A 24,185-nucleotide genomic window follows, 5' to 3' on the forward strand; every position below is an offset into this window, starting at 1 on the left:
TCAACCGACCACCAGGGTGGCGGTCATCTGGGGGTGCGGGATGCAGTGGAACGGATACTCCCCCGGCTCGTCCGGGGCGGTGAACGTGACCTCCTCGCCGGGTCCGACGGCCACGTCGAACCCGCCGGCCTCGTCCGCGGTCACGGTGTGCCCGACGTTGTCCTCGTTCCGCACGGTCACGGTCGCCCCGGCCGGCACCTCCTCCGGGACGTGGAACGTGAAGTCGGAGATCACGATGGTGAGCGGTGCCGCGCCGGGGTCGGTCGACGCCTCGTCAGCGCCGTTCGAGGTGCAGGCCGCGAGCAGGAGCAGCAGCGCGGCGAGCAGCGAGGCCGGCGCGAGCGTCGAACGATGGCGATCCATGCCCGGTGGTACGTGCCGAGGCGGGCGCGGAGATTGCCCCGGCCGCAAGGTCGCACCCGGTCAGAGCCGGGCGGCCGACCAGACGCGCTCGTCGGGCGTGATCAGCTGGACCTCGACGACCTCGCCGTCGACGGCGTCGATCACCCAGCTGTTCGGCCTGTCGTCGGCCAGCGACCACTCGGCGACATCCTGGGTGCTGCCGTCGGCAAGCACCAGCCGGCAGGTGTACCGCTGCCCGGCCGGGCCGTCGGTCACCTCGAGCACCAGCACCGGACCGTCAGCGCCGTAGCTGGTCGAGACACGGCCGACCTCCTGACCGTCGGCCGTGACCAGCGCCGTCTGCCACTGCTCGGTGACGCTCGGCGGTGGCACCTCCGCGTCGCCACCGGGCCACCAGCTGATCGCTCCCGCGCCGATGGCCATCCCGGCCAGGGCCGCAGCGGCAGGCAGCAGCCAACGGCGTGGCCGCCTCGGCTCGGCGACGGAGACGGCGGCGTGGCGCTCGGTCGCGGGACCCGCGGCGGCCCGCTGGAGCCGGTCCAGCACCCGCACCTGGAAGTCGGCGGGCGGCGCGGTCCGCGGGGCAGCGGGAAGCACCAGCGCCACCGAGGCCGCGTACTCGTCGTAGTCGCGTCGGCACGCGGTGCAGGCGGCCAGGTGCTCGGTCAGCCGCTCCTGGTCGCCGTCGACAAGCCCGAGCGCGAGCGCCACGAGGTCGTCGGTGTCGGGGTGCGCGGCGTCAGTCATGGCTCACCTCCGCCTCCGTGCGCAGGCGTCGCAGCCCGTCCCGGATACGCGTCTTCGCCGTGCCGAGCGGGATGCCTTCCCGATCAGCGACCTCGGCCGCGGTGCAGCCGCCCAGCACGGCGAGCACCACCGCGCGCGCCTGGACCGGGGACAGCCTGTGCAGGTGCGCGATCGCGCGGTCGGTCTCGACGCGGTGCAGCGCCGTCTCCTCGGGGTCCTCGGTCGGCGCCCCGGCGTCGCGGAGCAGCTGGTCGAGAGCCTCGGTGTCGGCAGGCGCGGGGCGGCGCGCCCGGATCGCGTCGATGGCGGCGTTCCGGGTGATCGTAAGCAACCAGGTCAGCACCGACGCACGGCGGATGTCGTAGCTGGCCGCAGCACCCCAGGCACGCACGAACACCTCCTGACTCACATCCTCGGCCAAGCCGGCGTCGCGCGTGATGCTGACCGCCATCCCGTACACCGCCCGCTGGAACCGACGCACGAACGCGACCGAGACCTCGGCGTCGTCGAGCGCCAGACCCGCGAGCAGGGCAGCATCGCCTGCGCGATCGGCGCGCGAGAACACTGCCATACCTCACGGTACGAGCGTGCTGCCCCCAAGGGATTGCTTCGGCACCGCTTTCGCGTGCACCCAATCTCGCCACCGTGGTCGCGGCGTATCACCAGGAGCACGACGCGCGGCGGGAGGCCCGCCGTCGGCGATGAGATGGAGACGCAGATGCGACGCATGAAGACAGCGGCACTCGTCCTGGTCCTGGGCTTCGGCCTGGCTGCCTGCGGAAGCGGCGGCGCGGGCGACGAGCCCCCCGACTCGGCCCCTGCCGGGGAGGAGAGCAGCGACATGGCGGAGGAGACCACGGACTCCGCACCGGGCGAGGCGACCATGCTCGGGGTGGCGAGCTCCGACGTCGGCGACATCGTGGTCGACGGCACCGGCATGACGCTGTACATGTTCACCCAGGACAGCGAGGGCATGAGTGCCTGCAGCGGCGACTGCCTCGCGGCGTGGCCGCCGTTGGAGGGCGAGCCGAGCGCGGGTGAGGGCGTCGACGAGTCGTTGCTCGGCAGCATCGAGCGCGACGACGGGTCCACCCAGGCCACGTACGGCGGCTGGCCGTTGTACTACTTCGCGCAGGACGCTCAGCCCGGCGACCTGACGGGACAGGGCGTCAACGAGGTCTGGTACGCGCTCTCCCCGGCGGGTGAGCCGATCATGGAGGCGGCGCCAGCGGACGCGTCCGGCTACTGATGGGCGCTGCTCGGTGCGGGCGACCCGTACCGAGCCGGTCGAGGACGGCGAGGTCGTGGAGGTCGACCTCCCGGTGCGCGTAGCCGCTGCGCAGGGAACGGAGCCTGGCGGCCGACGCGACGACGACCTCGCGACCGCCGATCGTCCCCACCACGCGATCGGCCGCTGCATGGACGAAGACCTGCTCGCCCGGTCCCTGCTGCACGCCGTCGCCGTTGCGCTGGATGACCATGGGGTGGACGTCCACGCGTCCGGTGGCCGATGTCAGCTCCACCCGGATCGGTCGCCAGTCCTCGACGATCGCGTACCCGCGCTCACCCAGCCAGGCCAGCAGCCGTGGTGCGGCCGCAGCGTCGACGAAGACATCGAGATCGCGGTGAGCGCGCGTCTGCGCACCCGCGAGCGCGTCGACCGCCCAGCCGCCGTTGACCTGATAGGTGAGCCCGGCCTGCTCGAGCCAGTCCACGATCAGGGCGACCTCCTGGGCCGAGGTGTAGCACGCTGCCTCCATCGCGCCATGCTGTCCCTACAGTGGTGCTGATGCCGCACCACACCGACATCGCGATCCGCGACGAGTCCATCCGCCTCGGCCAGCTCCTCAAGCTGGCCGGCCTCGTCGACGACGGCGGGCTCGCTCGCCTGGTCATCGCGAACGGCGAGGTGAGGGTCGACGGCGAGGTCGAGACCCGCCGCGGCGCGCAGATCCGTGTGGGTCAGGTCGTGCAGTACGCGGATCAGACGGTGCGCATCACCGCGCAGTAGACCGAGCGCGACGAGCAACGACTGCCGACCCGTACCCTCGAGCGCGTGAGCGGGTGGCGGTCCGGAGGGTGCACGATGTGCAGATGAAGTTTCTCTCCATCCAGTCGTCGGTCGCGTACGGGCACGTCGGCAACTCGGCCGCCATGTTCCCGCTGCAGCGGCTCGGTCACGAGGTGTGGCCGGTGTTCACGGTGGTCTTCTCCAACCACACGGGGTACGGCGCATGGCGCGGCCCGATGCTGGACCCCGATGACGTGCGCGGCATCGTCACCGGGATCGAGGAGCGGGGCGCGCTCGGTGAGGTCGGCGCGGTGCTCTCGGGCTACCTCGGCGGCGAGGGCATCGTGGACGTGGTGGTCGACGCCGTGCAGCGGGTCAAGGCCGCCAACCCTGCCGCGACCTACACCTGCGACCCGGTGATGGGGAACGCGAAGTCCGGCTGCTTCGTGGCCGACTCGATCCCGCCGCTGATCCGGGAGCGCGTGATCCCGGTGGCCGACATCATCACGCCCAACCAGTTCGAGCTCGGGTTCCTCACCCGCACCGAGCCCGGCTCGCTGGAGTCCACGCTCGCGTCGGTGGACATCGCCCGCGACATGGGGCCGCGGACCGTGCTGGTGACCAGCGTCGAACGGCCCGACCGACCCGAGGGCACGATCGAGATGCTCGCCGTCGACGACGAGGGCGCCTGGATCGTGCAGACGCCCTACCTGCCGTTCAAGGCGAACGGCTCGGGTGACGTGACGAGCGCGTTGTTCACCGCGCACTACCGCACGAGCGGCTCCGCCGCGCAGGCACTGGCCGCTACGGCGTCGAGCGTGTTCGATCTGCTGACCAACACGCTCGACTCCGGTGAGCGCGAGCTGCAGCTGGTGGAGTCGCAGGAGGCGTACGCGCACCCGCGGATGCAGTTCGAGGTGCACCAGGTCCGCTGACGCGGCTCAGCTCGCCGTGGCGTCGGGTCGTGTCGTAGCGTCGGTGGGATGTCACCGACCTTCGTGCTGGTCCATGGGGCCTTCGCCAACTCGTTCTCCTTCGCTCCGCTGCAGGCTGAGCTGGCGATGCTGGGGCATCGCTCGCTCGCCGTCGATCTGCCCGGCCACGGCTTCGAGGCGACGTTCTCGACGGCGTACCAGTCGCCTCAGGACCTGACGCGCCTCGCGGGTGAGCCCGGCGCGATCGCCGGCGTCACCCTCGCCGACAACGCCGCCCGGGTGATCGAGGTGCTCGAGCGCGTACGTGAGCACGGCCCGACGATCCTGGTGGCGCACAGTCGTGGCGGTGCTGCGATCACCGCCGTGGGCAACACCCGACCTGACCTGGTGGACCGGCTCGTGTACGTCTCGGCGTGGGCGCCGGTCGATCTCGAGGTGGGCGCGTACTACGCCGAACCGGAGATGGCCTCGGTCGAGGTCGCGGGAATCGCTGGTGCGATGATCGGCAACCCGGCGGAGCTCGGGCTGCTGCGCAGCAACTTCCGCACCGCTGACCCGGTCACCCTCGCCGCGTACCAGGCGGCGTTCCTCGCCGATGGCACGGAGTCGGAGTTCCTCACCTTCCTCAACTCCTTCCAGCCGGACGAGAGCCTCGACGGCGGCGGCCCGGACGACCGGGCCCGCGCCGACACCTGGGGCACGATCCCGCGAACCTACGTGCGGCTCAGCGAGGACGCGAGCATCCCGGTGGCCATGCAGGACCGGATGATCCGCGAGGGTGATGCCCTCACACCGGACAACCGCTACGACGTGCGCACCCTGACCTCGAGCCACCTCAGCTGGCTGGTCCGGCCCAGGCCGGCCGCGGAGCTGCTCGGCAGCCTGGCGTCGGGGGCGTCATGGGCATGATCGTGGTGACCGGCATCCAGGCCGCGGGCAAGTCGACGATCGCGCAGGCGCTGGCCGAGCGGCTGGAGCGGTCTGTGCACGTGCGTGGCGACGCCTTCCGACGCATGATCGTCAGCGGCAGAGAGGAGATGGGCCCGGCCGAGCCCTCCGCCGAGGCGGTGCGCCAGCTCGAGCTGCGGTACCGGCTGGCGGCCGGCGTGGCCGACGGCTACGCCGACGCAGGCTTCGACGTCGTGCTCCAGGACATCATCCTCGGGCCCTACTTGCGCCAGCTGGTGGCGACCATCAGGACCAGGCCGCTGGCCGTCGTCGTGCTCGCGCCCGATCCCGAAGCGGTACGCCGACGCGACGCCGACCGCCAGGCCGCGCGGGGCAAGGTCGCCTACCGGCCGGGCGAGGACTCGATCGACGACCTCGACCGCTACCTGCGCGAGCAGACGCCCCGGATCGGGCTGTGGCTCGACACATCCGGGCAGACCGTCGAGCAGGCCGTCACCGAGATCCTCGACCGGGTCTGGGACGAGGGACTCGTCTAGCGCTGCGTCGTTCAGCTCGCGGACGCCCCCACGACGCCGAGGAGCTGCAGCTTCTCGTAGCTCTCGCTGCCCGGCACAGCGGTGTAGACCAGCAACGAGTGCCCCTGCTCGGGATCGAGGAGGATCTGACAGCTCACCTCGATCTGCCCGACGGCGGGATGGAGGAATCTCTTGACCTCGCGCGGGCGGATGCCCACCTCGTGCCGTGCCCACACCGCACGGAACTCCTCGCTCTGCTGGGTGAGCAGATCGGCCAGCTGCGCCGCCCAGGAGGAGGGGCCGCGCAGCGCGAGCACGCCACGCAGGCCGGAGGCATACAGGCGCGAGTAGAAGTCATGGTCCTCGGGCGGGTGGCGGTCACGCACCGCTGGGTCCGTGAACCACCGGTAACCGATGCTGCGCGAGGGGCCGGTATGAGCGGTCAGGTCGCCGACGAGCGCGATGCCGAGCGGGGTCTGCCGCAGCGTCTCGCCCAGCTCGGTGACGATCTCCGCCGGGGTGTCGATGAGCCGGTCGAAGATCCTCAGCATCCCTGGGCTGACGTGGTCGCTGGCGGGACCCATCACCGGCGGCTGGTGGCCGGCCAGGCGGAACAGGTGGTCACGCTCGGCCCGCGACAGGTGCAGACCCTGGGCGATCGCGGCGATCATCTGCTCGGACGGTTGCGGGCCGCGCTCACGCTCCAGCCGCGCGTAGTAGTCGGCCGACATGTGGCACAGCGCTGCGACCTCCTCGCGTCGCAGGCCGCTCGTGCGGCGGCGACGACCCCGCGGAAGGCCCACGTCCTCCGGCTGCAGCACCTCGCGGCGGGTGCGGAGGAACTCGGCGAGCCCACCTCGATCGATCATGCTGGCATCTTGCCTGGCGCCGGGGTGGCTCAGCCACGGATCGTCAGGCCGTGGATACCGCGGCCGGTGTCGGAGAGGCTCAAGGGCGAGCACCGGTCCCGGTGCACCGAGCGTTCTAGCCAGGAGAACAGATGCCACGTCGCCACGACATCGAGATACCCGACCTGTCCGGCCGCCGGGCGGTGGTCACCGGCGCCAGCGACGGCATCGGGCTGGAGATCGCCACACGACTGGCGGCAGCGGGCGCCGAGGTCGTCATGCCGGTCCGCAACCGGACCAAGGGGGAGGCAGCGCTCGCCCGGATCCGGGACGAGCATCCAACGGCGAGGCTCGCGCTCGAACAGCTCGACCTGTCCTCGCTCGCCTCGGTGACCGCGCTGGGCGAGACCCTGCGGCGGCAGGGCCGGCCGATCCACCTCCTGATCAACAACGCGGGGGTGATGACGCCGCCCGACCGGCAGCGGACCGCCGACGGTTTCGAGCTGCAGCTGGGCACCAACCACCTCGGCCACGTGGCGCTCACGGCGCGCCTGCTCCCGCTACTGATCGAGGGCCGCGCCCGCGTCGTCTCCCAGACGAGCATTGCGGCGCGCAGCGGTGCCATCAACTGGGAGGACCTGGGCTGGGAGCGCGACTACGACGGGATGCGCGCCTACCGGCAGTCGAAGATCGCCTGCGGGCTGTTCGGCCTCGAGCTCAGTCGGCGCAGCAACGCGGCCGGCTGGGGGATCAGCAGCGCGATCTCCCATCCCGGCGTGGCGCCGACCAGCCTGCTCGCTGCCCGCTCCGAGATGGGTCGGACCGACGACACCGGGAGCGTGCGGCTGATCCGTTGGCTCTCGACGAGGGGGGTCATCGCCGGGACGGTGCAGAGCGCGGCGCTGCCTGCCCTGATGGCGGCGACGTCTCCTGAGGCGAAGGACGGCGGCTTCTACGGTCCGCAAGGGCTCGGGAACATGGGCGGACGCCCCGGCGAGCAGAGCCTCTGGCGCCCGTTGCGCAGCACCGAGGATGCGGCGCGGCTCTGGGCGTTGTCCGAGGAGCTCACGGGTGTGAGCTTCGCTCGCTAGCTGCGCCCCGACCTCACATCGGCGCCCAGGCCAGCGTCTGCTCCTGTGGTGGCGCATCCGCGTCGCCGACCCCAGACGCAGGAGAAGTTGTGAGCACAGCACTGATCACCGGTGGGAACCGCGGGCTCGGCCGCGCCGTCGCGGAGGCTCTGGCCTCCCGTGGCACCAGGGTCGTCATCGCCGCCCGCGACGCCCAGGCGGGCGCGGCCGCCGCCGCACAGATCGGGGGTGCCACGATGTCCGTGCAGCTCGACGTCACCGACCCGGCATCGGTGCGTTCGGCCGCCGCCTGGCTCGAGGAGGCAGTGGGCGGCATCGACGTGCTGATCAACAACGCCGGTGTGCTGCCCGAGGGAAGCGCCGAGGTCGGAGAGGTGGTCGACCTCGAGCTCTTCGAGCAGACCTACGCGACGAACCTCCTGGGTGTCGTCTCGGTGACGCAGGCGTTCCTGCCGCAGCTGCGCAGATCTGCGGGTGGGCGCATCGTCAACGTCTCCTCGACGATGGGCTCGATCGCGGACCAGACCAACCCCGCGTCCCCGTACTACGGCACCGTCGTTCCGGCCTACCAGAGCTCGAAGGCGGCCCTCAACAGCGTGACGATCTCGCTGGCCAAGGCGCTCGCCAGCACGCCGATCAAGGTCACGTCGGTCTGCCCCGGATTCGTGCAGACCGACCTCACACCGATCAGTCGCGAGCAAGCGCCGCTCACCGCGTCGCAGGGGGCCGCGGTCGTCGTGGAAGCCGGCATGCTGCCCGACGACGCGGCGAGCGGCACGTTCATCGACAGCAGCGGCGTCGTCGCCTGGTAGCCGCTCGCACCCCGCCCGGCGGGCTCGGCGCGGCCGGCTCGAGGGCGACACCCGGGGAGGTGTGTTAGGACGGAAGGCATGGATCTCTGGCCAGTTCTCAGATGGATCATCGCGGTCGCGGCCTCGGCCGGCGCGATGGTGCTCGTGCTGCTCGTCATCAACATCGTCGCCAGCCGGATCGGTCGCCGGCTGCCCTGGGTCCTGGCAGCGTGGCGTCAGGTGCGGCGCCCGCTCGGGGCGCTGGCGCTGTCGGTGGCGCTGCGGATCGCGTTCGCGGCGACAGCGGAGCCGGGGTCGTTCCGCGACCTCGGGCTGCACGTGCTGCTGATCGCCATCATCGTCTCGGCGGTGTGGCTCGCGGCCACCGTGGTGCTGGCGTGGCTCGAGCACGCGCGGACGCGCGTGACGAGCCGGATGAAGGACGATCGCGCACAGCGACGTGCGCAGACGCAGATGCGGCTGATCGGGCGGGTCGTCGGAGCGGTCTTCGTGGTCGTCGGAGCAGCCCTGGTGCTGCTCACCTTCCCCGGCGTCGAGCGGATCGGCGCCACGATCCTCGCCTCGGCCGGTTTGCTCTCGGTGGTGATCGGCGTCGCGGCGCAGTCGACCCTGGGCAACCTGTTCGCGGGTATCCAGCTCGCGTTCACCGATGCCATCCGGATCGGCGACATCGTGGAGGTGGACGGCACCTGGAGCACGATCGAGGACATCACCCTGTCCTATGTGGTGGTGAGCATCTGGGACGAGCGGCACAAGGTGCTGCCCTCCACCTACTTCACCACCACGCCGTTCATCAACTGGAGCCGCACCGGCAACACGGTGACCGGCACCATCCTCTTCTCGCTCGACTGGCGGGTGGACCTGGCACGGATGCGGGAAGCGTTCGAGAGGATCGTCGACGACAGCGGGCTGTGGGACGGCCGCTCCCGCTCGATCCTGGTCACCGACTCCGCCGGCGAGCGGCTCACGGTACGCGCCCTGGTGACCTCACGGAACACTGACGACGACTGGACGCTGCGCTGCCTGGTGCGCGAGCAGCTCGCCACCTGGTTGCGCGAGCACAACCCCGAGGCGCTGCCGCTGCAGCGGGTCGCCGTCAGCGATCTGGCCGGTGCAGCGGGGCTGTCGGCTCAGTAGTGGTAGCGCGCCTGCAGGATGACGAGGTCTTCGTTGATCACGAGGTAGACCAGCCGGTGCTCGTCGGTGATGCGCCGCGACCACGAGCCCTGCGCCCCGTACTTCAGCTGCTCGGGCTTGCCGATCCCGGAGAACGGCTCACGGAGGCAGGCGTCGATGAGCGTGTTGATGCGCTTGAGGATCTTCCGGTCGGCCGTCTGCCAGTGCTTGTAGTCTTCCCACGCCGACTCGTCCCAGACCAGGCGCACTCAGGTGTCCGCGTCAGCACGATCGAGGTTGTGGAGCTCCGCCTTCCCTGCGCGGGCGCGATCGTAGGCATCGAGCAGTCGGCGGGCGTTGGCTGGCGAGCGAAACAGGTACGCGGTTTCCTGCCACGCGGCGTACTCGTCGGCGGGCATGAGGACGGCGTTGCCCTTGCGGGAGACGATCTCGACAGCCTCGCGGTCCTCGTTCACGCGCTCGATGAGCGGGAACAGGGTTTTGCGCGCCTCGCTTGCACTGATGGACATGCCGCGGACCTCTCCGATCGGCCGAGTGGTACCACATCACTGTACCACTCACCCACGCCAGCATCGGACGGGTCCCGGCCCGGCGAGAAAGTTCGTCAGCCTGGCGCGGCTCCGCGCAGCTCCTTGAGGATCGGTGCGGCGACCCGACGCGCCGCCCCGCCGCGCTCGTGCAGCGTCTGCACCAGGTCGGCGACGGCGTCGCGGAGAGCTGGGCGCTGCTTGACCACCGCACGCAGCGCCATGGTCTGCGCCTGCGCGACCAGCTTCCGCTCGTCGATCTGCTCGCCGAGAACCGGCAGCAGCCGGGCGAAGCTCGCATCGGGAGCGGTGCGGTCGTGCAGGGCGAGCGCCCACAGCAGCGCGTAACCCGCACGCTTGACGAACAACGGCTCCGCCACGCACCAGTCGCCGACGACGTCCCACCGCGGGCCAACCCGGTCGAAGAGGCGGAAGCAGACCGTGTCGACGATGGCCCAGCTGTCGAAGTCCGCGGCCCAGGCCTGCATCTGCTCGACCGCGACCTTCTCGGGTTCGTCGACGAGGGCAGCCACGGTGCGCGCCTCGTAGACGCCGCTCCCCCACAGCGCCTGCGCGAGGTCGTGGGAGGGCGCGAGCTGCTTGCCGATCTCCAGCATCCGCCGCATGGGCAGCCCCAGCACGCCGTCGGCAGGGATGCCGAACCTGTGCTGCTGGGCCCGCGCCGCCTCCGGGTCCGCCTCGGCGCGCAGCGTCTGCATGACTCGCTCGAGCTCCATCACGCTGGCAGTATCGCCGGTGGCTGGGACACCCTGCGGTGCTCCCTCCCGCCGCTCATCAGCGAGCGCGTGATCCCGGTGGAGGACATCATCACGCCGAACCAGTTCGAGCTCGGGTACCTCCCCCGCACCGAGCCCGGCTCGTTGGAGTCGACGCTCGCCTCGGTGGACATCGCGCGCTGCCCTGGCGCCCCGGACCGTGCTGGTGACCAGCGTGGAACGGCCCGACCCCCCGAGGGCGCGATCGAGATGCTCGCCGTCGACGACGACGGCACTCGGATCCTGCAGACGCCCTACCTGCCGTTTAGGGCAAACGGCTCCGGTGACGTGACGAGCGCCCAGTTCACCGCGCACTACCGCACGAGCAAGTGGAAACGCCGCTACGACGACCTCGGCGAGCTGGGCCTGGTCGACCGGGCCAGCGTCCCGGGCCGCTCACCCACCCAGCTGGCTCCGGCGCTGATGGCACAGATCCAGAGCATGGGCCGGAAGCAGAAGATGACCGCCCGCCAGATCCGGCGCGAGCTGCGCTGGGGGCAGGAGGGCGTCTGCCTCCCATTGCGGGAAAGCCCATGATGTTGGAGAAGTCCCCGGCAAGCCAGGTCGGCAGACCGTCGACGCGAAGACCCTCAGGAGAAGCGGGCCTCAACCAAGTCGAATCCGACGCTAGCGCGATCGACCTCGGCAAGCGCTGAGCGCCTTGTGGCGGCGTGACGACGACGCCCGCCGCCGATCCCGCCGCGACGTCGTCTGGGCTCTTAAGCCGGCCAGTCAAGAACGAGCGTGGTCTCACCTTCGATCTCGGCCTCGAAGGGTTCGAGCGGGTCGGCACCCTCCGGCGCGACGTGGCGGTCGCCGACCGCGGTCACCTGAACGACGGCGCCGATCTCCACCGGTTCGGTGCCGCCGTCGAACGGGACCTCGATGACATCGACGACGGTCAGCCAGTCATCGGCGGCGGGCACGGCGGCGTAAGTCTCACCGGCGACGCTCACTCGGACCTCGTCGAGCTCGAGCCTGGCCGAGCCTGCGCCGTCCGGCCATCCGTCGACGTCGAGCCCGGTCGTGTCCTCGCCGACGCAGTCCAGTGTCAGCCACGCGGACCCGGGCGGCGCCCATCCAACCTCGGGTGCCCACGTGGACATCGTCAACCGGAGGTTGAACGGCAGGGGCACCACATCGTTGAGGCCGACGTCGGCAGGGAATCCGGTCGTGGTGACGGCCCAGTCCTCGAACCTGACCAGGTTCGTGGTCTCCAGGTACGGCTCCGAGCCGTCGGCGACGCCGCCCGTGCTGAGGTCGTACGCGAGGTCGCGACCATCGAAGGTGGCGACGAATGTGCTGCTCGCTCCGCCGTCGGGCACGATGACGGCGGAGTGCACCTCCGGGTCGATCACGGCCCGCTCGTCGCCGGTGACGACCGCGAACGTGGTCTCGCTCGGCCCGCCCGAGTAGCCCGCGACACCACCGACGACGACGATCGCCGCGCCCCTGGGAACCACCAGCTGTCCGTCGGGGACGCGGACGCCGTCGACCACAGCGAGGCCCGAGACGATCCAGGTGCTCTCCGGCACCGGGATCAGCAGCTGGGTCGGGACGGCGTCGTCGAGCGCCTCGGCGTAGTCGTCCTCGCTCAGCACGATGACATCGCCGATATCGGCGCTCGGACCCGACGGAGCACACCCACTGAGCGCGGCGATACCGACCGCGACTGTCAACAGGGCCGTGACGACGGGGCGGCGGTGCATGGATCTCCTCGGTCGGGTCCACCCATCCCATCGGCACGATGCGCACTCCGCGATGGGCAGATGTTCCGCGCGACCTCGCCAAGGACGTCGTCGGACACTCGTTCCGCACCCGAGGGCGGTCGATTGAAGAGTCGGATCGATGGCCACTCCCGGCTCGCTTACACCGAGCACCTACCCGACGAGAAGGCCACCACCACGATCGGGTTCTATCACCGCGCTCGGGCGTTCTTCGCCGCTCACGGCATCACCCGGCTGGTTCGCGTCGTCACCGACGACGGGTCCAACTACCGAGCCGGGACATTCACCCGCTGGGTGCTGGCCACAGCGTCCCGCCATCAGCGGATCCGACCCTTCACACCCCGCCACAACGGCAAGGTCGAGCAGTGCCACCGGATCTTTGCCGAAGAGCTTCTCTACGCCCTTATCTGGACCAGCGAGACCGACCGCGCCAACGCAATCCAGATCTGGAACCTGCACGACAACCACTATCGCGACCACACCGCCATCGGCGGCCGACCCCCAGCCTCACGACTACGCACCGGCGTCACCAACGTCATGAGCCACAACACCTAGGGGGCCGCAGGCTCACTCGTGATGCAGTTCGAGGTGCAGCAGGTCCGCTCAACATTCTCATGGACGGCTTGCCGCGCTCGGACCCGACCATGGCTTGGCGAGCCAAGAGTGCGGAGCACCTCGCACACCTGAGCCGCTCAGCCGCTGGTACTCGCAGCCTCCTGCAGGAGAGCCAGAGAGGGGCGTGGTCCTACCTGGCCGGCCTCATCGACCAACAACAATCTCGACGGCGACTTGACGATGTGCGTGTAGTAGAGCCGGGTGTAGCGCGGCTCCGACTCGGCAAGGCCCAGGAGGTACTCCAGAGCGTCGAGCTGGCGCGCGTCCGTCATCTCCTCATGCGTGTAGAAGCCCGGCTGGCCCACGCCATCCTCGGTGTTCCAGATCTCCGCGCCGCCCCAGGTGCCGCGGAACGCGAACATCACGCGCTCGAGCAGGCAGTCGTCGTATCCGGTGCAGGTGCGGGATCCGTTCAGATAGGCGTTGGTGTCTGCCCACCCGTGGTAGGCCACGATGTCAGGGCGGAAGTCGGGGCGTAGCCCGAAGTCGGTGGCGGCGTTCGCGATCTCGTTCCGGTAGAGGTCGAGATAGCTCGGCCCCAGGTTGGTGGTGTTGTGGATGCTCGGCTTGCTGCAATGCTCCTCGCGCGGCACCGCGGCTTCCTTGCAGTTGGTCATGTAGTCGACCCAGCTGCCTCCGTTGGAGCCGAAGTTCACCGCAGCCACGACGCAGTCGTGCGACTGGCAGATTCGCTCGGCCGCCAGGTAGTACTGAGCTGCCAGCCGCGCACCCACGACCGGGTCGGCGCCCGGACCCGGCGACGGATAGCCACTTCCAGCGCCAGAGTTCAGGTTCGGCTCGTTCCATGCAGCGAACGCGAAAGACCCGGCGTAGCCGGTGAGACCTTCCCAGTCGAACGTCACGTAGTCGCTGAACGCCGCCATGAACTCGAAGGGGGTCGGCGGCACGGGGTCGAACTCCTCGTCCGGGTCAGCAGAGGATGCAGCCTTGAACGAGATCAGCACCTCCTCGCACCCACTCTCATGCGCGACCTCGAGCCATGCGATGTTCGCGGCCAGACCACTCGGGTGATCGGGCTCGCCATCGACGTGGACGGCGGTATCCCATCCGGTGTAGTACTGACACAACCGGGGCCCGCGATCGTCCTGACCGTAGAAGTGGTCGATCATCTCGATCTGCTCGGTGCGGCCGTTGAAACCGACCTGCAGCGGCGCCGCCTGGGCGGCTTCGGGTGCCGGAGATGCCGAGGCTGGGAGCACCTCGGTTTCCGCGGCCATGGTCCCTAACAGCGCAGCGGCTGCAGCGGCGGCAACCCAGCGCCGCCTCGAGCCTGTCGCGAGCTTCTTGGTGAGCGTCATCGTCTCTCCTCGTGGATGCAGGTGTGCTTCGTTCAGGTGTGCTGCGGGGCCCCGGCGCCGAGCGGCGCCAGGGAGAGCGCACCCACGCGCTCGCCCCACGTGGGCTGATCCTGGGCGTGCGGGTCGAACTCCAACCGCCACGTCCCGCCGGGGACTGTGACGTCCACACGGTGCGTGCCGGCATCGTCGACCTCGTGGACGAGGCGGGGCCGCGCGTCCTCGGGCCGACGCACACGAACCACCCAGGCAGCCTCGACGATGGACCCGCCCGCGGGGACCCAGTACCGACCGTGCCTGGCCCCCGCGGCGATCCGCTCCACGCCGATGCTCCGAAGCCCGGAGGTGCTGCTCACCGGGTGCGACGAGACGCTCAGCGGCTGGTCGGACACCACGTCAAGCTGACCGTCCACGCACAGCGCCTCGTCGTCGACCCCCACGATCGAGTGCTCGGAGGTGGTGTGCACGTCGTTCGGTATCAGCAGGTTCAGTCCCAGCGCACTCAGCAGCGGTGGGCGCAGACCGCGAGCACGGGCGAGGTGCAGCCCCACCACAGTCGCATCGTCCGGAAGCGCTGCCACCACGATCCAGCTGTCAGCGACAGGCTCGGCACCGTGCCACCCTTCGGCGATCCGCAGGGCGCAGCCTTCCTCGACACGGGCAGCCGTCAGGAAGCCGCCGTCGAAGGTCTCCAGCTGGTATCCAGCTAGACGGCGCTGCGCCTTCGGCGACTCGGTGGGCGAGGCGGGCGCGCCATCGCCCTCGAACCTCAGCACGGGGCAGAGGTTGAGCGCCCACTCGGCCATGTCGGGGCGGGCGGTCGGGAACGCGAGCACCTGGGTACCGCTGGCCGCGCGCCACGAAGCTGAGGCGATGCGGTTCTCGCCTCGCGTCATGGCGAAGCCGTGCTCGTCGTCGCTCCACGCCGACGTCGTGGGCTCAGGATCCGCCGGGCGACCGGCCACGCGCCGCGCGGCGTGGTGCAACCAGCGGCCGAGCACGCATGCCCGGTCGGTCTCGAGGCGCGCGCGGTAGTAGGGCTGCGCGATACCCAGCGGGTCCAGCCGCCGCCCGTAGAGCGATCCGTCCGAGGTCTCGGCGCGTTCACGTTCGACCAGTCGTAGGTAAGCCGAGGCCAGCTCGCTCGCACCCGTATCGCCCAGCTCGTGCTCCGCGTACTGCAGGGCCGGCAGCAGGTACTCCTGGCAGTACGCGTACCGCACCCGGGTGTCGCCGCCGACGCGCACCAGACGACCATCGGGCGCGACCAGTGCGCGGATCCGTTGCCACAGGTCGCCCTGGTGCCACGACAGGGATTCCGGAACCGCCCGACCCTGGGAGAGCAGGTCCAGGTGTGCGAACGCGGCGTTGCTGGTGCAGATCACCATGTAGCCGACGTTGAGATAGTCGTGGTGGTCCAGCGCATAGGACTCGAAGAAGTTCGGTCCTCCGTGGACATCTGCCACGCGAACACCATCGCGTACCTCGTCGCTGGTGGCGTCGCTGGGGACAGAGACGGCGTTGAGCAGGAACGGCACGGCGACGTCACGCCACCGCTGCGCGCGCGGATGATCGGGGTAGCGCTCGGCCGTGCGCCACAGGTGCGCGCCGCACCAGAGGTTCGACTCCGGACGGTTCAGGCCCTCATGGCTCCACCGGCTGCCGCGGATGCCGCCCTCACCGGCACGTTCGTGGTGCTCGGCCTGCCAGTCTGCTTCATCGACGAGCAGCTGATCCAGCCCCGCACGGTACCGGGGCTCCAGCTCCGGACCGAGCTCGTCGATCACCCAGCCGGCCCGCTCCAGGCCGAGCACGCTGATCCATGTCCGCCCCCACCGTCGACCATCCTCGGCATCAGCGAAACCGGTCACATGCGTGGCGATGCTGTATCGCAGCGCCGCGAGTGCCCGCCGCCGCGCCCAGCGACGGGTATCGGGGGTGGCGGCATGCACGGCCACTGCGCCGGCGGCGGCGAGGTACTGCAACGTCGTCTGGGCACCCCAACCGGTGTAGCCGCTCCCGTACCAGCCCTGTTCCAAGGCAGCGTCGTCCTGCCGGGTGTGCCAGTCCTGCTCGGCGTAGCGCAGCCATTCGACCAGCCACGAACCGACGCGATCAGCCTCGGGATCGCTCACTGCATCGCCTGGATCGCGTCGTAGGACGCCTGGTACTCCTCAACGATCGTCGTGCCGCCGCCGTCCAGGAACGCCTGCGCGGCAGCATCCCAGTCGCTGACCGGCCTGCGTCCGTAAATGATGTCCTGCTCCACGCTGCTGAGCTCGCCCGTCAGCGAGTTGAGGACGCGGGAGGCGGTCGCGGACTCCAGTCCATAGGTAGGGTCGGGGACCGTCTTCGCCGTGACGGCGCTCTGGTGGTCCCAGGCGGACTGGACGGCCTCGGGGCGGCCGGGTGAGTAGATGACCCGGGCGGCATCGCTCATATACAGCGAGCCGATGTTCACCTCGGTGGCCAGCGCACTGGGCACCGGGTCGGAACCCACGACGTCATAGTTGCGGCCGGCGATCCCATACTTGTTGAACAGGTACTCCTCGGTGCCGAACGGGGCGGCCAGCCAGTCTGCGATGCGCAGCAGCGTGGGCAGGCGGTCGCCGACCTCGGCTGAGAACGCCGTGAATCCGGCATTCGGGCGGGGCAGGTTCTGGGTCCCGGTGCCACCGGTCATCCCCGGGATGCCCATGGCCTGGATCTCCAGGCCCTCGACCGCCTCGTTGGCGACATACAGGCTGAACCAGGCGATGAACGAGTCGCTGATGAAGGCGGCCTGGCCACCACCGAACCACTGCTTCTTGGTCGACGCCGGAATTCCAGCGGCATCGGGATTGACGCTGCCGTCCGCCACGAGGGCCCTCGTCGCCTCAAGCGCTTCGTGCTGTCGCTCGTCCAGGAGGTTGGTGTCGAGCACCCCGTCCTCGATGGTCCATCGGATCGGGATATCAGCCATGCGGCGCAGGTGGCCGAGCGGGGCGTCTCCCCACGCCCACCGGTTGCCACCCGTCATCTCGCTGGAGATCTCGCGGAGCGCCTCGAAGGACGTGATGTCTGCACGGTCGATGCCGGCGCTGGTGAGCAGGTCGTTGCGCATGAGGACGCTCGGCAGTGACACGAGCCCCCGGTTGAGAGGGATCGCCCGGATGGAGCCCTCGAAGATGCACTCTTGCCAGGAGTCGGTCGGGATCGAGGCGAGCCCTGGGTAGTCCTGCACCGCATCCCCCGAGAGGTACTCGGTCAGGTCGGCGGCCTTGGCGACCATGAACTTGGCACGGGCGGGCATCGAGCCGACGTAGAACGCATCCGGCAGGCTGTTGCCGGCCACCGTGGTCGAGAACTTCGCGTCGTACTCACCGGCGGGTGTGAGCGAGATGTCCAGATCGCTGCCGATCCGCTTGTTCATCTCCTGCCAGAACGGGTTGTCCGGCAGTGCCGGGGGCAGGCCGAAGCTCGTCGGCCCCATGAACCGCACCGGCTGGCCATCGCCTGGCGCCTCGGTGCTGAACGTTGCCGGGTCCGGGTAGGCGAAGAAGGCAGCGCTGGTACGGCCGAGCTCGGCCGGGAGGTCGGGCTCCACGCCGGCATAGGGCACGTAGGTCGGCAGCGCCGCCGTGTTCGCGGACTGCTCAGCGACGGGGTCGGTGCCGCCGCCGGAATCGCAGCTCGCCAGGGCCATGGCGGCTCCGGCGCCCAACGCTCCGGTGAGCAGGGTTCGGCGGGACATCGTGATCATCGTTGATTCCTTTCGATGGCAGTACAGGGCCGGTCAGCCCTTGATGGCACCTGTCAGGGCGCCCTTGGCGAAGTGCTTCTGGAGCCACGGGTAGACGAGCAGGATCGGCAGTACAGAGATCACGAGGATCGCCATCTGCAGTGCTGGTTGCGCGGGGATGACATCGGAGGCGAGGTCGTAGCCGGTGATCGTGTTGTCATCGACCACATAGGTCCGCAGCACGAGCTGGAGCGGCCACATGGCCGAGTCGTTCAGGTAGATCAGCGCGGAGAAGAACGCGTTCCAGTACCCGACCGCGTAGAACAGTCCGATCACGGCCAGCGCAGCCTTCGAGAGCGGGATCACGATGCTGGTGAGCAACCGCATCTCAGAAGCGCCGTCGATCTCTGCCGCATCGAGGATGTCCGGGGGAAGACCGCCGAAGAAGGCGCGCAGCACGATCACGTTGAAGGCGCTCAGTGCCGTTGGCAGGATCAGCGCCGCCAGCGAGTTCAACAAGCCGTAGCTCTGCACCGCCAGATAGGTGGGAAGCAGGCCCGGGCTGAAGAACAGGCTGACGACCACCAGCAGGGTGAGGCCGCGCCGAAACGGCAGCGCACGACGAGTGAGGGTGTAGGCAAGAAGTGAGCTGACCGTCAGGCTGACGGCTGTCCCGCCGACGGTGACTAGCACGCTCACTCCCAGTGCGCGGGTGACGATACCGCCGGACAGGATCGCGTCGTAGGCGGAGAAGTCGAGTCGTTCGGGAAAGAGCACGAGGCCACCGGCGGCAGAGATCTGCTCCGCGGGCGCCATCGAGGTCGCGACGATGCCGATGAACGGGAGGATCACCAGCGCGCACGCGATGCTGAAGACAGTGCCTTTGGCGATGGTGGCGGGGACGGAGGGTCGGGCTTGGCCGCCGCTCATCGTCCTCCGCGCCCTGGTCCGGGACTCGGATGTCATGGTGGTCATGAGCGGTACAGCCCATCCTCTCCGAAGAGGTGAGCCACTTTGTTGGCTCCCCAGACGAGCACCACGGCGACGAGACCCTTGACCAGCCCCACGGCCGCTGCCTGACTCCAGTTCTGATCGACTATGCCGTTGTTGTAGACGTAGGTATCCAGCACCTCGGAGGCCTGCAGTCCGACGGCGGGTTGCTGAAGGATGATCTGCTCGAACCCGACGGAGAGTGCGTCACCGAGCTTCAGGATGAGCAGCAGCACGATGATCGGCCGTAGCGCCGGCAGGGTCACATGCCACATCTGGCGCCACCGGCCCGCGCCGTCGACGCTCGAGGCCTCGTAGAGCTCGGTACTGACCCGGGAGAGCACCGCGAGGAACAGGATCGTGGCCCAGCCGGAGTCTTTCCACACGACCTGTGCCGTGATCAGCGGGATGAAGGCGTCGGGGTTGCCGATGATCGAGAAAGTGTCCCCGCCTTGGCTGCGCAGGAAGTTGTTGATCATCCCGGCGCCGCCGAGAAACTGTTGGAAGACCGCCACGACGATCACCCAGGACAGGAAGTGCGGCAGGTAGAGAACCGACTGCACCAACCGCTTGATGCGCTCAGAGACGAAGCTGTTCAGCGCAAGTGCCAGTGCGATGGGGATCGGGAACACCAGGACCACCTGCACCAACGTGATCAGCAGCGTGTTGGTGAGGGCATTCAGAAAGCGCGGGTCGCCGTCCAGGATGATGCGGAAGTTGTCAAAGCCCACCCACGGGCTGTCGCCTATGCCGACGAAGGGCAGGTAGTCCTTGAAGGCGATGACATTTCCCAGCAGCGGCACGTACTGGAACGCCAGCAGCAGCACGACCCCAGGCAGCGCCATCAAGATCAGCGGAGTGGCGCCTGGCAGGCGTCGGGATCTCCGCGGGCCAGGAGCCTTCGACGTGCCGCTCGATCGGGTGCGGAGCTCAGCCACGATTGAGGGCTGATCTGTCTGGGCCACAGTCGGCACGGTCGTCCCCACCTGATGTCGTCGTTGTCACGAGTGACACAACTGTGGGGCGGGCGCGCAGTCGCGGCCAAGCGATCCGATCACGAACGATCACCTTTCGGTCGCAATCAGTCGTAGTGGTGAGCGAATCTGGTCACAGACTTGAGCAGGATCGTCACGCGAGACCCCTTGGAGCTGACATGACCGACCGCCTTCCCAGCGAGCGCCGCGAGCGCGTGCTCTCGCTCCTCCGCAGCCGGGGATCCGTGCGGGTTGGCGACATCGCCACCGAGCTCGGCGTCTCTCAGCCCACGGTCCGACGAGACCTGAGGCTGCTGCAGAGCCGCGGCCTGATCAGGCGCGAGCATGGTGGTGCGGTGGCGGCGAGCCGCCCCACCCCTGACCGAACGGCCTCAGACGGCTGGAAGGGCGCCGTCGGGGTGGTGGTGCCGAACCTGAGGTACTACTTCCCCGACGTGCTGCGCGGCGCCAAGGCCGCCGCCGACGCCGCCGGGGTTCGGCTGATCCTGCACGGTTCGGAATACGATCCGGTGGCGGACCGCAAGCAGGTGGGGTTGCTTGTGGCACGGTCGGAGATCCAGGGTCTGATCGTCTCGCCGGAGCTGCGGCAGACCGCCTCCCGCGATCTCGTGCGTTGGCTGGACGGGCTGCCGATCCCCGTGGTGCTGGCCGAGCGGCAGCCACCTGCGGATCTGTTCGTCGAGCACCTGCAATGGGTCGCGTCGGACCACCGGCGCGGCGGTGAGGAGGCCGTAGAGCATCTGCATGCGCAGGGCCACCGGTGGATCGGCCTCTTCGGGACGGACAACGTCACCGGAACTCAGGTGGCGATGGGATGGCGTGACAGTCTGCGACGCCACGGACTCGACCCCGACCGCCAGCTGGTCGGCCGCATGGGTATGTTCCATCGCGACTCGGGCGTCTCCGCATTCGCCGAGGTGATCGACCGTGTACGAAACGGCACCCTGACGGCGCTGATCGTGCAACCGGACCCCGATGCTCTCGCCCTGGCACAGCGATGCAGGGAGATGGGCATCCGCATCCCCGAGGATCTCGCGCTCGTGGCGTACGACGACGAGATCGCCTCCATGGCCGAACCTCCGCTGCCGGCGATGCGACCTGCCAAGGCACACATCGGCCGGCTGGCGATGGAGATGCTGCTGACCCGGCTTCGGCTGGGACCGGACGGACCTCGCCAGCAGCTGCTGATCCGACCGCAGCTGGTCGTTCGGAAGTCGAGCATCGGCATCGCGCCTGAGGTAGCGAGCATCCCCGCGCTGCCGTGACGTCGGGTGTGACGTGCCGGACCGAGCCCGGTGCATGACGGGCGGCACTACGGTCAGTGGGACGCCGCTGACGACGAATCGCAGGCACCGAGGACCACCGCATCGGGACCGACAGCACCAGCAGGCTCGCGGGCTGGAGCACACTCGACTCCGGCGCAGCCGCGCGAACTTCACCATGGCGGCGTTATTGGCGCCGGCCGCTGCTGGCGTTCGCTCTCCTGCCGCACTGCAGGCGTCACACCCCGAATCGGTCGTCTACGGCGCCGGGCCGGTCGTCCCGCGCAGCGCGATCTGCGTCAGTCTGGTCGCCAACGGTGGCGGCTCCTCCTCGCCGCGGATCGCAGCGATGAGCCGCTGCATGGCATGGCGTCCAGCGCTCTCCCGATCGACGACCACGGTCGTCAGCGGCGGCACCGCGTACCGCATCAGCAGCATGTCGTCCCAGCCGGTCACGCTGAGCCGCTGCGGCACGGACCAGCCGCGTTGCGCCGCTCCGAACAGGACGCCTGCAGCGATGAGATCGCTGGCTGCCAGGATGGCGGTCACAGGCGAGTCGGCATCGAGCGCAGCGACGACACGCATACCGTGCGCGGGTTCCCAGAACCCGTCGGGCTCCCCGTGGGAGGTCAGGCCCAGCTCTTCGATCGCGCTCAGGTATCCCTGTTGCCGCAGCTTCGCCGAGCGCCAGCCCTGCGGGCCAGCGGCGTGCAGGAAGTGCCGGTGACCCAGCTCCGCCAGCGCACGCACGAGCGCAGCCATGGTGTCGGCGTCGCCAGACACGGCTTCCACCGCCCGCATCCGGTGGTCGTACTCACCGGTGTCGACGACGGCGCCGGTGCGATCCGTGGACGCGTTGATCGGCGCCACCGAGAGCACGCCCTCGACCCTGCCGCTGTCGAGCAGGTCGCGCGCGCGGAGGCTGAGCTCTTCCGCGCCCTCGTCCACGCCGATGATCACCTCGACCCGGAAGCCACGAGCGCGAGCCTCCTCGACCGCAGCCTCGATCGTCCGCTCGGGCCCCCTCATCGTCGGCACCACGATCGCCACCACTCCCGAGCGCGTGGTGCGCATCGATCGTGCCGCGAGATTGGGCCGGTAGCCGAGCGCGTCGACGGCGTCCTGCACCACCTGACGGGTCTGCGGCCGCAGCGTGGGGTCGTCACGCAGGAACCTCGAGACCGTCTGGTGGGACACGCCAGCGCGCCGCGCGACCTCGCGGATCGTCGGTCGTCGTCGCACCTCGGCCATGGCGGTCATGGTAGTTGACGCCGAGTGATCGATCACTTATCGTCCAAGTGAACGATCACTCACGGCCCGAAGGAGCGCCTGTGTCGGCACCCATGCACGACTCACGCACCCGCGTCCCACGGAGGTGCGGCGCATGACCACGACGTCGGAGCGGCGAGCCTCCTCGCCGTCACGACCTCTCGCCCCTGGGAGCTCGCCTGGAACGGGAGGCTCAGCGCGCCGCCCGGGGCAGGGTTGGTGGGCTCGGTTGCGGCGTGATCATCCGGTGTTGTTGTTGGCGTTGCCGGGTATTGCTGTGGTGATCGTGTTCCAGTATGTGGCGCTGGGTGGGAATGTGATCGCGTTCCAGGATTATCAGCCGTATCTGGGGATTGATCGCAGCCTGTGGGTGGGGTTGGAGAATTTCTCGATTCTTTTTGATGGTGATCCGCGGTTCTTGCAGGCGTTGCGGAACACGTTGTTCATCACGTTGTTGCAGACGGTGTTCGTGTTCCCGGCGCCGATCGTGGTGGCGTTGTTGTTGAACAGTCTGGTCTCGAACAAGGTCAAGCAGGCGGTGCAGTCGGTGCTGTATCTGCCGCACTTTCTGTCCTGGGTGATCGTGGTGGCGGTGTTCCAGCAGGTGCTGGGGGGTGCGGGGATGATCAACAACTTCCTGCGCGCGAACGGGTTCGAGGCCGTGAACATCATCGGTAACCCGGAGGCGTTCTATGTGTTGATCACCTCGCAGGTGATCTGGAAGGACACCGGCTGGGCCACGATCTTGTTCCTGGCGGTGCTGTCCCAGATCGACCGGTCCTTGTATGAGGCCTCCGCGATGGATGGTGCGTCCCGGTGGCGTCAGACCTGGCACGTGACCCTGCCCGGGATGCGGGCGATCATCGTGCTGCTGCTGATCCTCAAGCTCGGCGACTCCCTCTCGGTCGGGTTCGAGCAGCTGCTGCTGCAGCAGCAGGCCGTAGGCCGGGACGTCTCAGAGGTGCTGGACACCTACGTCTACAACAACGGCGTCATCGGCGGCGCCTGGGGCGTCAGCGCCGCGGTCGGCCTGGTCAAGGGCCTGGTCGGGCTGGTGCTGGTGCTGGTCGCCAACAAGATCGCCCACGCCCTGGGCGAGGAAGGCGTCTACCGCGCATGACCACCACCCACACCACCCACAGCCACAGCCACACCAGCACCGGCACCGGCACCGGCGCCGGCGCGCCACCCCCGCGGCGACGACGTAGGCCGGGGTCGGGGACGCTGATCGATGGGGTGCCCCGCCCGGGCCGGGTCGAGACCATCATCAAGACCATCGTGCTGGGCGCCGCGTGCGCGATGGTGATCGGCCCGTTCATCGGGATCATCTCCACCAGCCTGGCACCCGCCGAACAGGTCAACCAGGCCGGCGGGTTCGTGCTCCTCCCCCAAGGCATCGACCTGACCGCCTACCGCTCCATCCTGACCGGCGGAGTCGTCACCCGGGCCCTGCTGATCAGCGCCGGCGTCACCGCCGTCGGCACCACCCTGAGCCTGACCCTGACCGCGATGCTGGGCTGGGCCCTCTCACGCCGCCACACCATCGGCAACCGACCCCTGCTGCTGCTCGTACTCATCAGCCTGCTGTTCAACCCCGGCATCATCCCCAGCTACCTCGT

The 24,185-nt window shown here is 69.3% G+C and carries 26 protein-coding genes and 3 pseudogenes; 14 read left to right on the forward strand and 15 right to left on the reverse strand.

The window, feature by feature from the left end:
- The 3 genes from GPA03_RS22145 to GPA03_RS22155 are packed head-to-tail and all read right to left on the reverse strand — an operon-like array spanning window position 1 to window position 1,681.
- The gene (locus GPA03_RS22145) at window positions 1–363 is read right to left on the reverse strand and encodes a cupredoxin domain-containing protein (protein WP_156254231.1); all 363 of its coding nucleotides are present in this window, start codon (window positions 361–363) and stop codon (window positions 1–3) included.
- Window positions 364–423: 60 nt separating this feature from the next.
- Window positions 424–1,110: an anti-sigma factor gene (locus GPA03_RS22150; RefSeq protein ID WP_156254232.1), complete on the reverse strand. Its 687-nt coding sequence runs from the start codon at window positions 1,108–1,110 to the stop codon at window positions 424–426.
- Window positions 1,103–1,681 carry an RNA polymerase sigma factor gene (locus GPA03_RS22155; protein ID WP_156254233.1) on the reverse strand — a complete coding sequence of 193 codons (579 nt, stop codon included), beginning with the start codon at window positions 1,679–1,681 and terminating at the stop codon, window positions 1,103–1,105. The genes GPA03_RS22150 and GPA03_RS22155 overlap by 8 nt, the downstream gene beginning before the upstream one ends.
- Before the next feature lie 147 nt (window positions 1,682–1,828).
- Between GPA03_RS22155 and GPA03_RS22160 the strand changes: the two genes are divergently transcribed.
- Window positions 1,829–2,359 (forward strand): hypothetical protein, encoded by a 531-nt coding sequence (locus tag GPA03_RS22160; RefSeq protein WP_156254234.1) that lies wholly within the window; start codon window positions 1,829–1,831, stop codon window positions 2,357–2,359.
- On the opposite strand, the gene GPA03_RS22165 is transcribed toward GPA03_RS22160, so the two are convergent.
- Window positions 2,322–2,870 carry a nucleotidyltransferase domain-containing protein gene (locus GPA03_RS22165; protein WP_156254235.1) on the reverse strand — a complete coding sequence of 183 codons (549 nt, stop codon included), beginning with the start codon at window positions 2,868–2,870 and terminating at the stop codon, window positions 2,322–2,324. The two genes, GPA03_RS22160 and GPA03_RS22165, sit on opposite strands and share 38 nt — an antisense overlap.
- Window positions 2,871–2,899: 29 nt before the next feature.
- Here GPA03_RS22165 and GPA03_RS22170 point away from each other — a divergent pair, with 29 nt between their 5' ends.
- The 4 genes from GPA03_RS22170 (at window position 2,900) to GPA03_RS22185 (ending at window position 5,501) form a co-directional block, all read left to right on the forward strand.
- Entirely contained in the window at window positions 2,900–3,121 is a 222-nt protein-coding gene (locus tag GPA03_RS22170) for an RNA-binding S4 domain-containing protein (RefSeq protein WP_156254236.1), read from the forward strand.
- An 83-nt stretch (window positions 3,122–3,204) separates the two neighbouring features.
- On the forward strand, window positions 3,205–4,056 hold the full coding sequence (gene pdxY, locus GPA03_RS22175; protein ID WP_156254237.1) for a pyridoxal kinase PdxY: 852 nt from the start codon (window positions 3,205–3,207) through the stop codon (window positions 4,054–4,056).
- Between the two features lie 48 nt (window positions 4,057–4,104).
- Complete coding sequence (locus GPA03_RS22180; RefSeq protein WP_156254238.1) at window positions 4,105–4,965, forward strand: alpha/beta hydrolase; 861 nt, start codon at window positions 4,105–4,107, stop codon at window positions 4,963–4,965.
- Window positions 4,956–5,501 (forward strand): AAA family ATPase, encoded by a 546-nt coding sequence (locus tag GPA03_RS22185; RefSeq protein WP_206673685.1) that lies wholly within the window; start codon window positions 4,956–4,958, stop codon window positions 5,499–5,501. Before GPA03_RS22180 ends, GPA03_RS22185 begins: the two co-directional genes overlap by 10 nt.
- An 11-nt stretch (window positions 5,502–5,512) precedes the next feature.
- On the opposite strand, the gene GPA03_RS22190 is transcribed toward GPA03_RS22185, so the two are convergent.
- Window positions 5,513–6,349, reverse strand: a complete 837-nt coding sequence (locus GPA03_RS22190; protein ID WP_156254239.1) for a helix-turn-helix transcriptional regulator — start codon at window positions 6,347–6,349, stop codon at window positions 5,513–5,515.
- 131 nt (window positions 6,350–6,480) lie between these two features.
- Between GPA03_RS22190 and GPA03_RS22195 the strand changes: the two genes are divergently transcribed.
- The 3 genes from GPA03_RS22195 (at window position 6,481) to GPA03_RS22205 (ending at window position 9,368) form a co-directional block, all read left to right on the forward strand.
- Window positions 6,481–7,419 (forward strand): SDR family oxidoreductase, encoded by a 939-nt coding sequence (locus GPA03_RS22195; protein ID WP_156254240.1) that lies wholly within the window; start codon window positions 6,481–6,483, stop codon window positions 7,417–7,419.
- Window positions 7,420–7,508: 89 nt separating this feature from the next.
- Window positions 7,509–8,231: an SDR family NAD(P)-dependent oxidoreductase gene (locus GPA03_RS22200; RefSeq protein WP_156254241.1), complete on the forward strand. Its 723-nt coding sequence runs from the start codon at window positions 7,509–7,511 to the stop codon at window positions 8,229–8,231.
- Between the two features lie 78 nt (window positions 8,232–8,309).
- A complete protein-coding gene (locus GPA03_RS22205) occupies window positions 8,310–9,368 on the forward strand; it encodes a mechanosensitive ion channel family protein (protein ID WP_156254242.1) in 1,059 nt (352 codons plus the stop codon).
- On the opposite strand, the gene GPA03_RS22210 is transcribed toward GPA03_RS22205, so the two are convergent.
- The 3 genes from GPA03_RS22210 to GPA03_RS22220 form a co-directional block, all read right to left on the reverse strand.
- Window positions 9,362–9,616 (reverse strand): Txe/YoeB family addiction module toxin, encoded by a 255-nt coding sequence (locus GPA03_RS22210; RefSeq protein WP_156254243.1) that lies wholly within the window; start codon window positions 9,614–9,616, stop codon window positions 9,362–9,364. The genes GPA03_RS22205 and GPA03_RS22210 overlap by 7 nt on opposite strands.
- Window positions 9,617–9,877, reverse strand: a complete 261-nt coding sequence (locus GPA03_RS22215; RefSeq protein WP_156254244.1) for a type II toxin-antitoxin system Phd/YefM family antitoxin — start codon at window positions 9,875–9,877, stop codon at window positions 9,617–9,619.
- Window positions 9,878–9,972: 95 nt separating this feature from the next.
- Window positions 9,973–10,632, reverse strand: a complete 660-nt coding sequence (locus tag GPA03_RS22220) for a DNA alkylation repair protein (RefSeq protein ID WP_241681446.1) — start codon at window positions 10,630–10,632, stop codon at window positions 9,973–9,975.
- A 54-nt stretch (window positions 10,633–10,686) separates the two neighbouring features.
- Here GPA03_RS22220 and GPA03_RS22225 point away from each other — a divergent pair.
- Window positions 10,687–10,998 (forward strand): annotated as a pseudogene (locus GPA03_RS22225) (bifunctional hydroxymethylpyrimidine kinase/phosphomethylpyrimidine kinase); the annotation flags it as partial.
- Window positions 10,996–11,160: pseudogene (locus GPA03_RS23170) on the forward strand (IS481 family transposase); the annotation flags it as partial. The pseudogenes GPA03_RS22225 and GPA03_RS23170, both read left to right, overlap by 3 nt.
- A 230-nt stretch (window positions 11,161–11,390) precedes the next feature.
- Here the strand turns inward: GPA03_RS23170 and GPA03_RS22230 are convergent.
- Window positions 11,391–12,380, reverse strand: a complete 990-nt coding sequence (locus GPA03_RS22230; RefSeq protein WP_156254246.1) for a hypothetical protein — start codon at window positions 12,378–12,380, stop codon at window positions 11,391–11,393.
- Between the two features lie 81 nt (window positions 12,381–12,461).
- Between GPA03_RS22230 and GPA03_RS22235 the strand changes: the two are divergent.
- Window positions 12,462–12,953: pseudogene (locus tag GPA03_RS22235) on the forward strand (integrase core domain-containing protein); the annotation flags it as partial.
- Between the two features lie 137 nt (window positions 12,954–13,090).
- Here the strand turns inward: GPA03_RS22235 and GPA03_RS22240 are convergent.
- Genes GPA03_RS22240 through GPA03_RS22260 form a run of 5 tightly spaced genes read right to left on the reverse strand, consistent with a single transcriptional unit; the run spans window position 13,091 to window position 19,885 of the window.
- Entirely contained in the window at window positions 13,091–14,332 is a 1,242-nt protein-coding gene (locus GPA03_RS22240; RefSeq protein ID WP_156254247.1) for a hypothetical protein, read from the reverse strand.
- 32 nt (window positions 14,333–14,364) lie between these two features.
- Entirely contained in the window at window positions 14,365–16,464 is a 2,100-nt protein-coding gene (locus GPA03_RS22245; RefSeq protein ID WP_156254248.1) for a hypothetical protein, read from the reverse strand.
- A complete protein-coding gene (locus tag GPA03_RS22250; RefSeq protein WP_162458471.1) occupies window positions 16,461–18,071 on the reverse strand; it encodes a type 2 periplasmic-binding domain-containing protein in 1,611 nt (536 codons plus the stop codon). The genes GPA03_RS22245 and GPA03_RS22250 overlap by 4 nt, the downstream gene beginning before the upstream one ends.
- A 33-nt stretch (window positions 18,072–18,104) precedes the next feature.
- Entirely contained in the window at window positions 18,105–18,980 is an 876-nt protein-coding gene (locus GPA03_RS22255) for a carbohydrate ABC transporter permease (protein WP_156254250.1), read from the reverse strand.
- 41 nt (window positions 18,981–19,021) lie between these two features.
- Window positions 19,022–19,885, reverse strand: coding sequence for an ABC transporter permease (locus GPA03_RS22260; protein WP_156254251.1), 864 nt, complete (start codon window positions 19,883–19,885; stop codon window positions 19,022–19,024).
- A 308-nt stretch (window positions 19,886–20,193) separates the two neighbouring features.
- Here GPA03_RS22260 and GPA03_RS22265 point away from each other — a divergent pair, with 308 nt between their 5' ends.
- A complete protein-coding gene (locus GPA03_RS22265; protein WP_156254252.1) occupies window positions 20,194–21,300 on the forward strand; it encodes a substrate-binding domain-containing protein in 1,107 nt (368 codons plus the stop codon).
- A gap of 255 nt (window positions 21,301–21,555) precedes the next feature.
- Here the strand turns inward: GPA03_RS22265 and GPA03_RS22270 are convergent, their stop codons facing one another.
- Window positions 21,556–22,548: a LacI family DNA-binding transcriptional regulator gene (locus tag GPA03_RS22270; protein WP_156254253.1), complete on the reverse strand. Its 993-nt coding sequence runs from the start codon at window positions 22,546–22,548 to the stop codon at window positions 21,556–21,558.
- Window positions 22,549–22,681: 133 nt separating this feature from the next.
- Here GPA03_RS22270 and GPA03_RS22275 point away from each other — a divergent pair, with 133 nt between their 5' ends.
- Together GPA03_RS22275 and GPA03_RS22280 are read left to right on the forward strand one after the other, a co-directional pair.
- Complete coding sequence (locus GPA03_RS22275; protein WP_156254256.1) at window positions 22,682–23,686, forward strand: ABC transporter permease; 1,005 nt, start codon at window positions 22,682–22,684, stop codon at window positions 23,684–23,686.
- Window positions 23,683–24,185, forward strand: a 503-nt coding sequence (locus GPA03_RS22280; RefSeq protein WP_479681105.1) for an ABC transporter permease family protein, incomplete at its 3' end; no start/stop codon positions are given. The genes GPA03_RS22275 and GPA03_RS22280, both read left to right, overlap by 4 nt.

This window comes from Pseudactinotalea terrae (genome assembly GCF_009733845.1).
In the GTDB taxonomy this organism is placed as follows: Bacteria; Actinomycetota; Actinomycetes; order Actinomycetales; family Beutenbergiaceae; genus Pseudactinotalea; species Pseudactinotalea terrae.

Bases quoted from the DNA above. Each gene is read 5' to 3' on its own strand.
- GPA03_RS22145 (WP_156254231.1), bottom strand. From the start codon at position 363: ATGGATCGCCATCGTTCGACGCTCGCGCCGGCCTCGCTGCTCGCCGCG.
- GPA03_RS22150 (WP_156254232.1), bottom strand. From the start codon at position 1,110: ATGACTGACGCCGCGCACCCCGACACCGACGACCTCGTGGCGCTCGCG.
- GPA03_RS22155 (WP_156254233.1), bottom strand. From the start codon at position 1,681: ATGGCAGTGTTCTCGCGCGCCGATCGCGCAGGCGATGCTGCCCTGCTC.
- GPA03_RS22160 (WP_156254234.1), top strand. From the start codon at position 1,829: ATGCGACGCATGAAGACAGCGGCACTCGTCCTGGTCCTGGGCTTCGGC.
- GPA03_RS22165 (WP_156254235.1), bottom strand. From the start codon at position 2,870: ATGGAGGCAGCGTGCTACACCTCGGCCCAGGAGGTCGCCCTGATCGTG.
- GPA03_RS22170 (WP_156254236.1), top strand. From the start codon at position 2,900: ATGCCGCACCACACCGACATCGCGATCCGCGACGAGTCCATCCGCCTC.
- pdxY (WP_156254237.1), top strand. From the start codon at position 3,205: ATGAAGTTTCTCTCCATCCAGTCGTCGGTCGCGTACGGGCACGTCGGC.
- GPA03_RS22180 (WP_156254238.1), top strand. From the start codon at position 4,105: ATGTCACCGACCTTCGTGCTGGTCCATGGGGCCTTCGCCAACTCGTTC.
- GPA03_RS22185 (WP_206673685.1), top strand. From the start codon at position 4,956: ATGGGCATGATCGTGGTGACCGGCATCCAGGCCGCGGGCAAGTCGACG.
- GPA03_RS22190 (WP_156254239.1), bottom strand. From the start codon at position 6,349: ATGATCGATCGAGGTGGGCTCGCCGAGTTCCTCCGCACCCGCCGCGAG.
- GPA03_RS22195 (WP_156254240.1), top strand. From the start codon at position 6,481: ATGCCACGTCGCCACGACATCGAGATACCCGACCTGTCCGGCCGCCGG.
- GPA03_RS22205 (WP_156254242.1), top strand. From the start codon at position 8,310: ATGGATCTCTGGCCAGTTCTCAGATGGATCATCGCGGTCGCGGCCTCG.
- GPA03_RS22215 (WP_156254244.1), bottom strand. From the start codon at position 9,877: ATGTCCATCAGTGCAAGCGAGGCGCGCAAAACCCTGTTCCCGCTCATC.
- GPA03_RS22220 (WP_241681446.1), bottom strand. From the start codon at position 10,632: ATGGAGCTCGAGCGAGTCATGCAGACGCTGCGCGCCGAGGCGGACCCG.
- GPA03_RS22230 (WP_156254246.1), bottom strand. From the start codon at position 12,380: ATGCACCGCCGCCCCGTCGTCACGGCCCTGTTGACAGTCGCGGTCGGT.
- GPA03_RS22240 (WP_156254247.1), bottom strand. From the start codon at position 14,332: ATGACGCTCACCAAGAAGCTCGCGACAGGCTCGAGGCGGCGCTGGGTT.
- GPA03_RS22250 (WP_162458471.1), bottom strand. From the start codon at position 18,071: ATGATCACGATGTCCCGCCGAACCCTGCTCACCGGAGCGTTGGGCGCC.
- GPA03_RS22255 (WP_156254250.1), bottom strand. From the start codon at position 18,980: ATGAGCGGCGGCCAAGCCCGACCCTCCGTCCCCGCCACCATCGCCAAA.
- GPA03_RS22260 (WP_156254251.1), bottom strand. From the start codon at position 19,885: ATGGCGCTGCCTGGGGTCGTGCTGCTGCTGGCGTTCCAGTACGTGCCG.
- GPA03_RS22265 (WP_156254252.1), top strand. From the start codon at position 20,194: ATGACCGACCGCCTTCCCAGCGAGCGCCGCGAGCGCGTGCTCTCGCTC.
- GPA03_RS22270 (WP_156254253.1), bottom strand. From the start codon at position 22,548: ATGGCCGAGGTGCGACGACGACCGACGATCCGCGAGGTCGCGCGGCGC.
- GPA03_RS22275 (WP_156254256.1), top strand. From the start codon at position 22,682: ATGACCACGACGTCGGAGCGGCGAGCCTCCTCGCCGTCACGACCTCTC.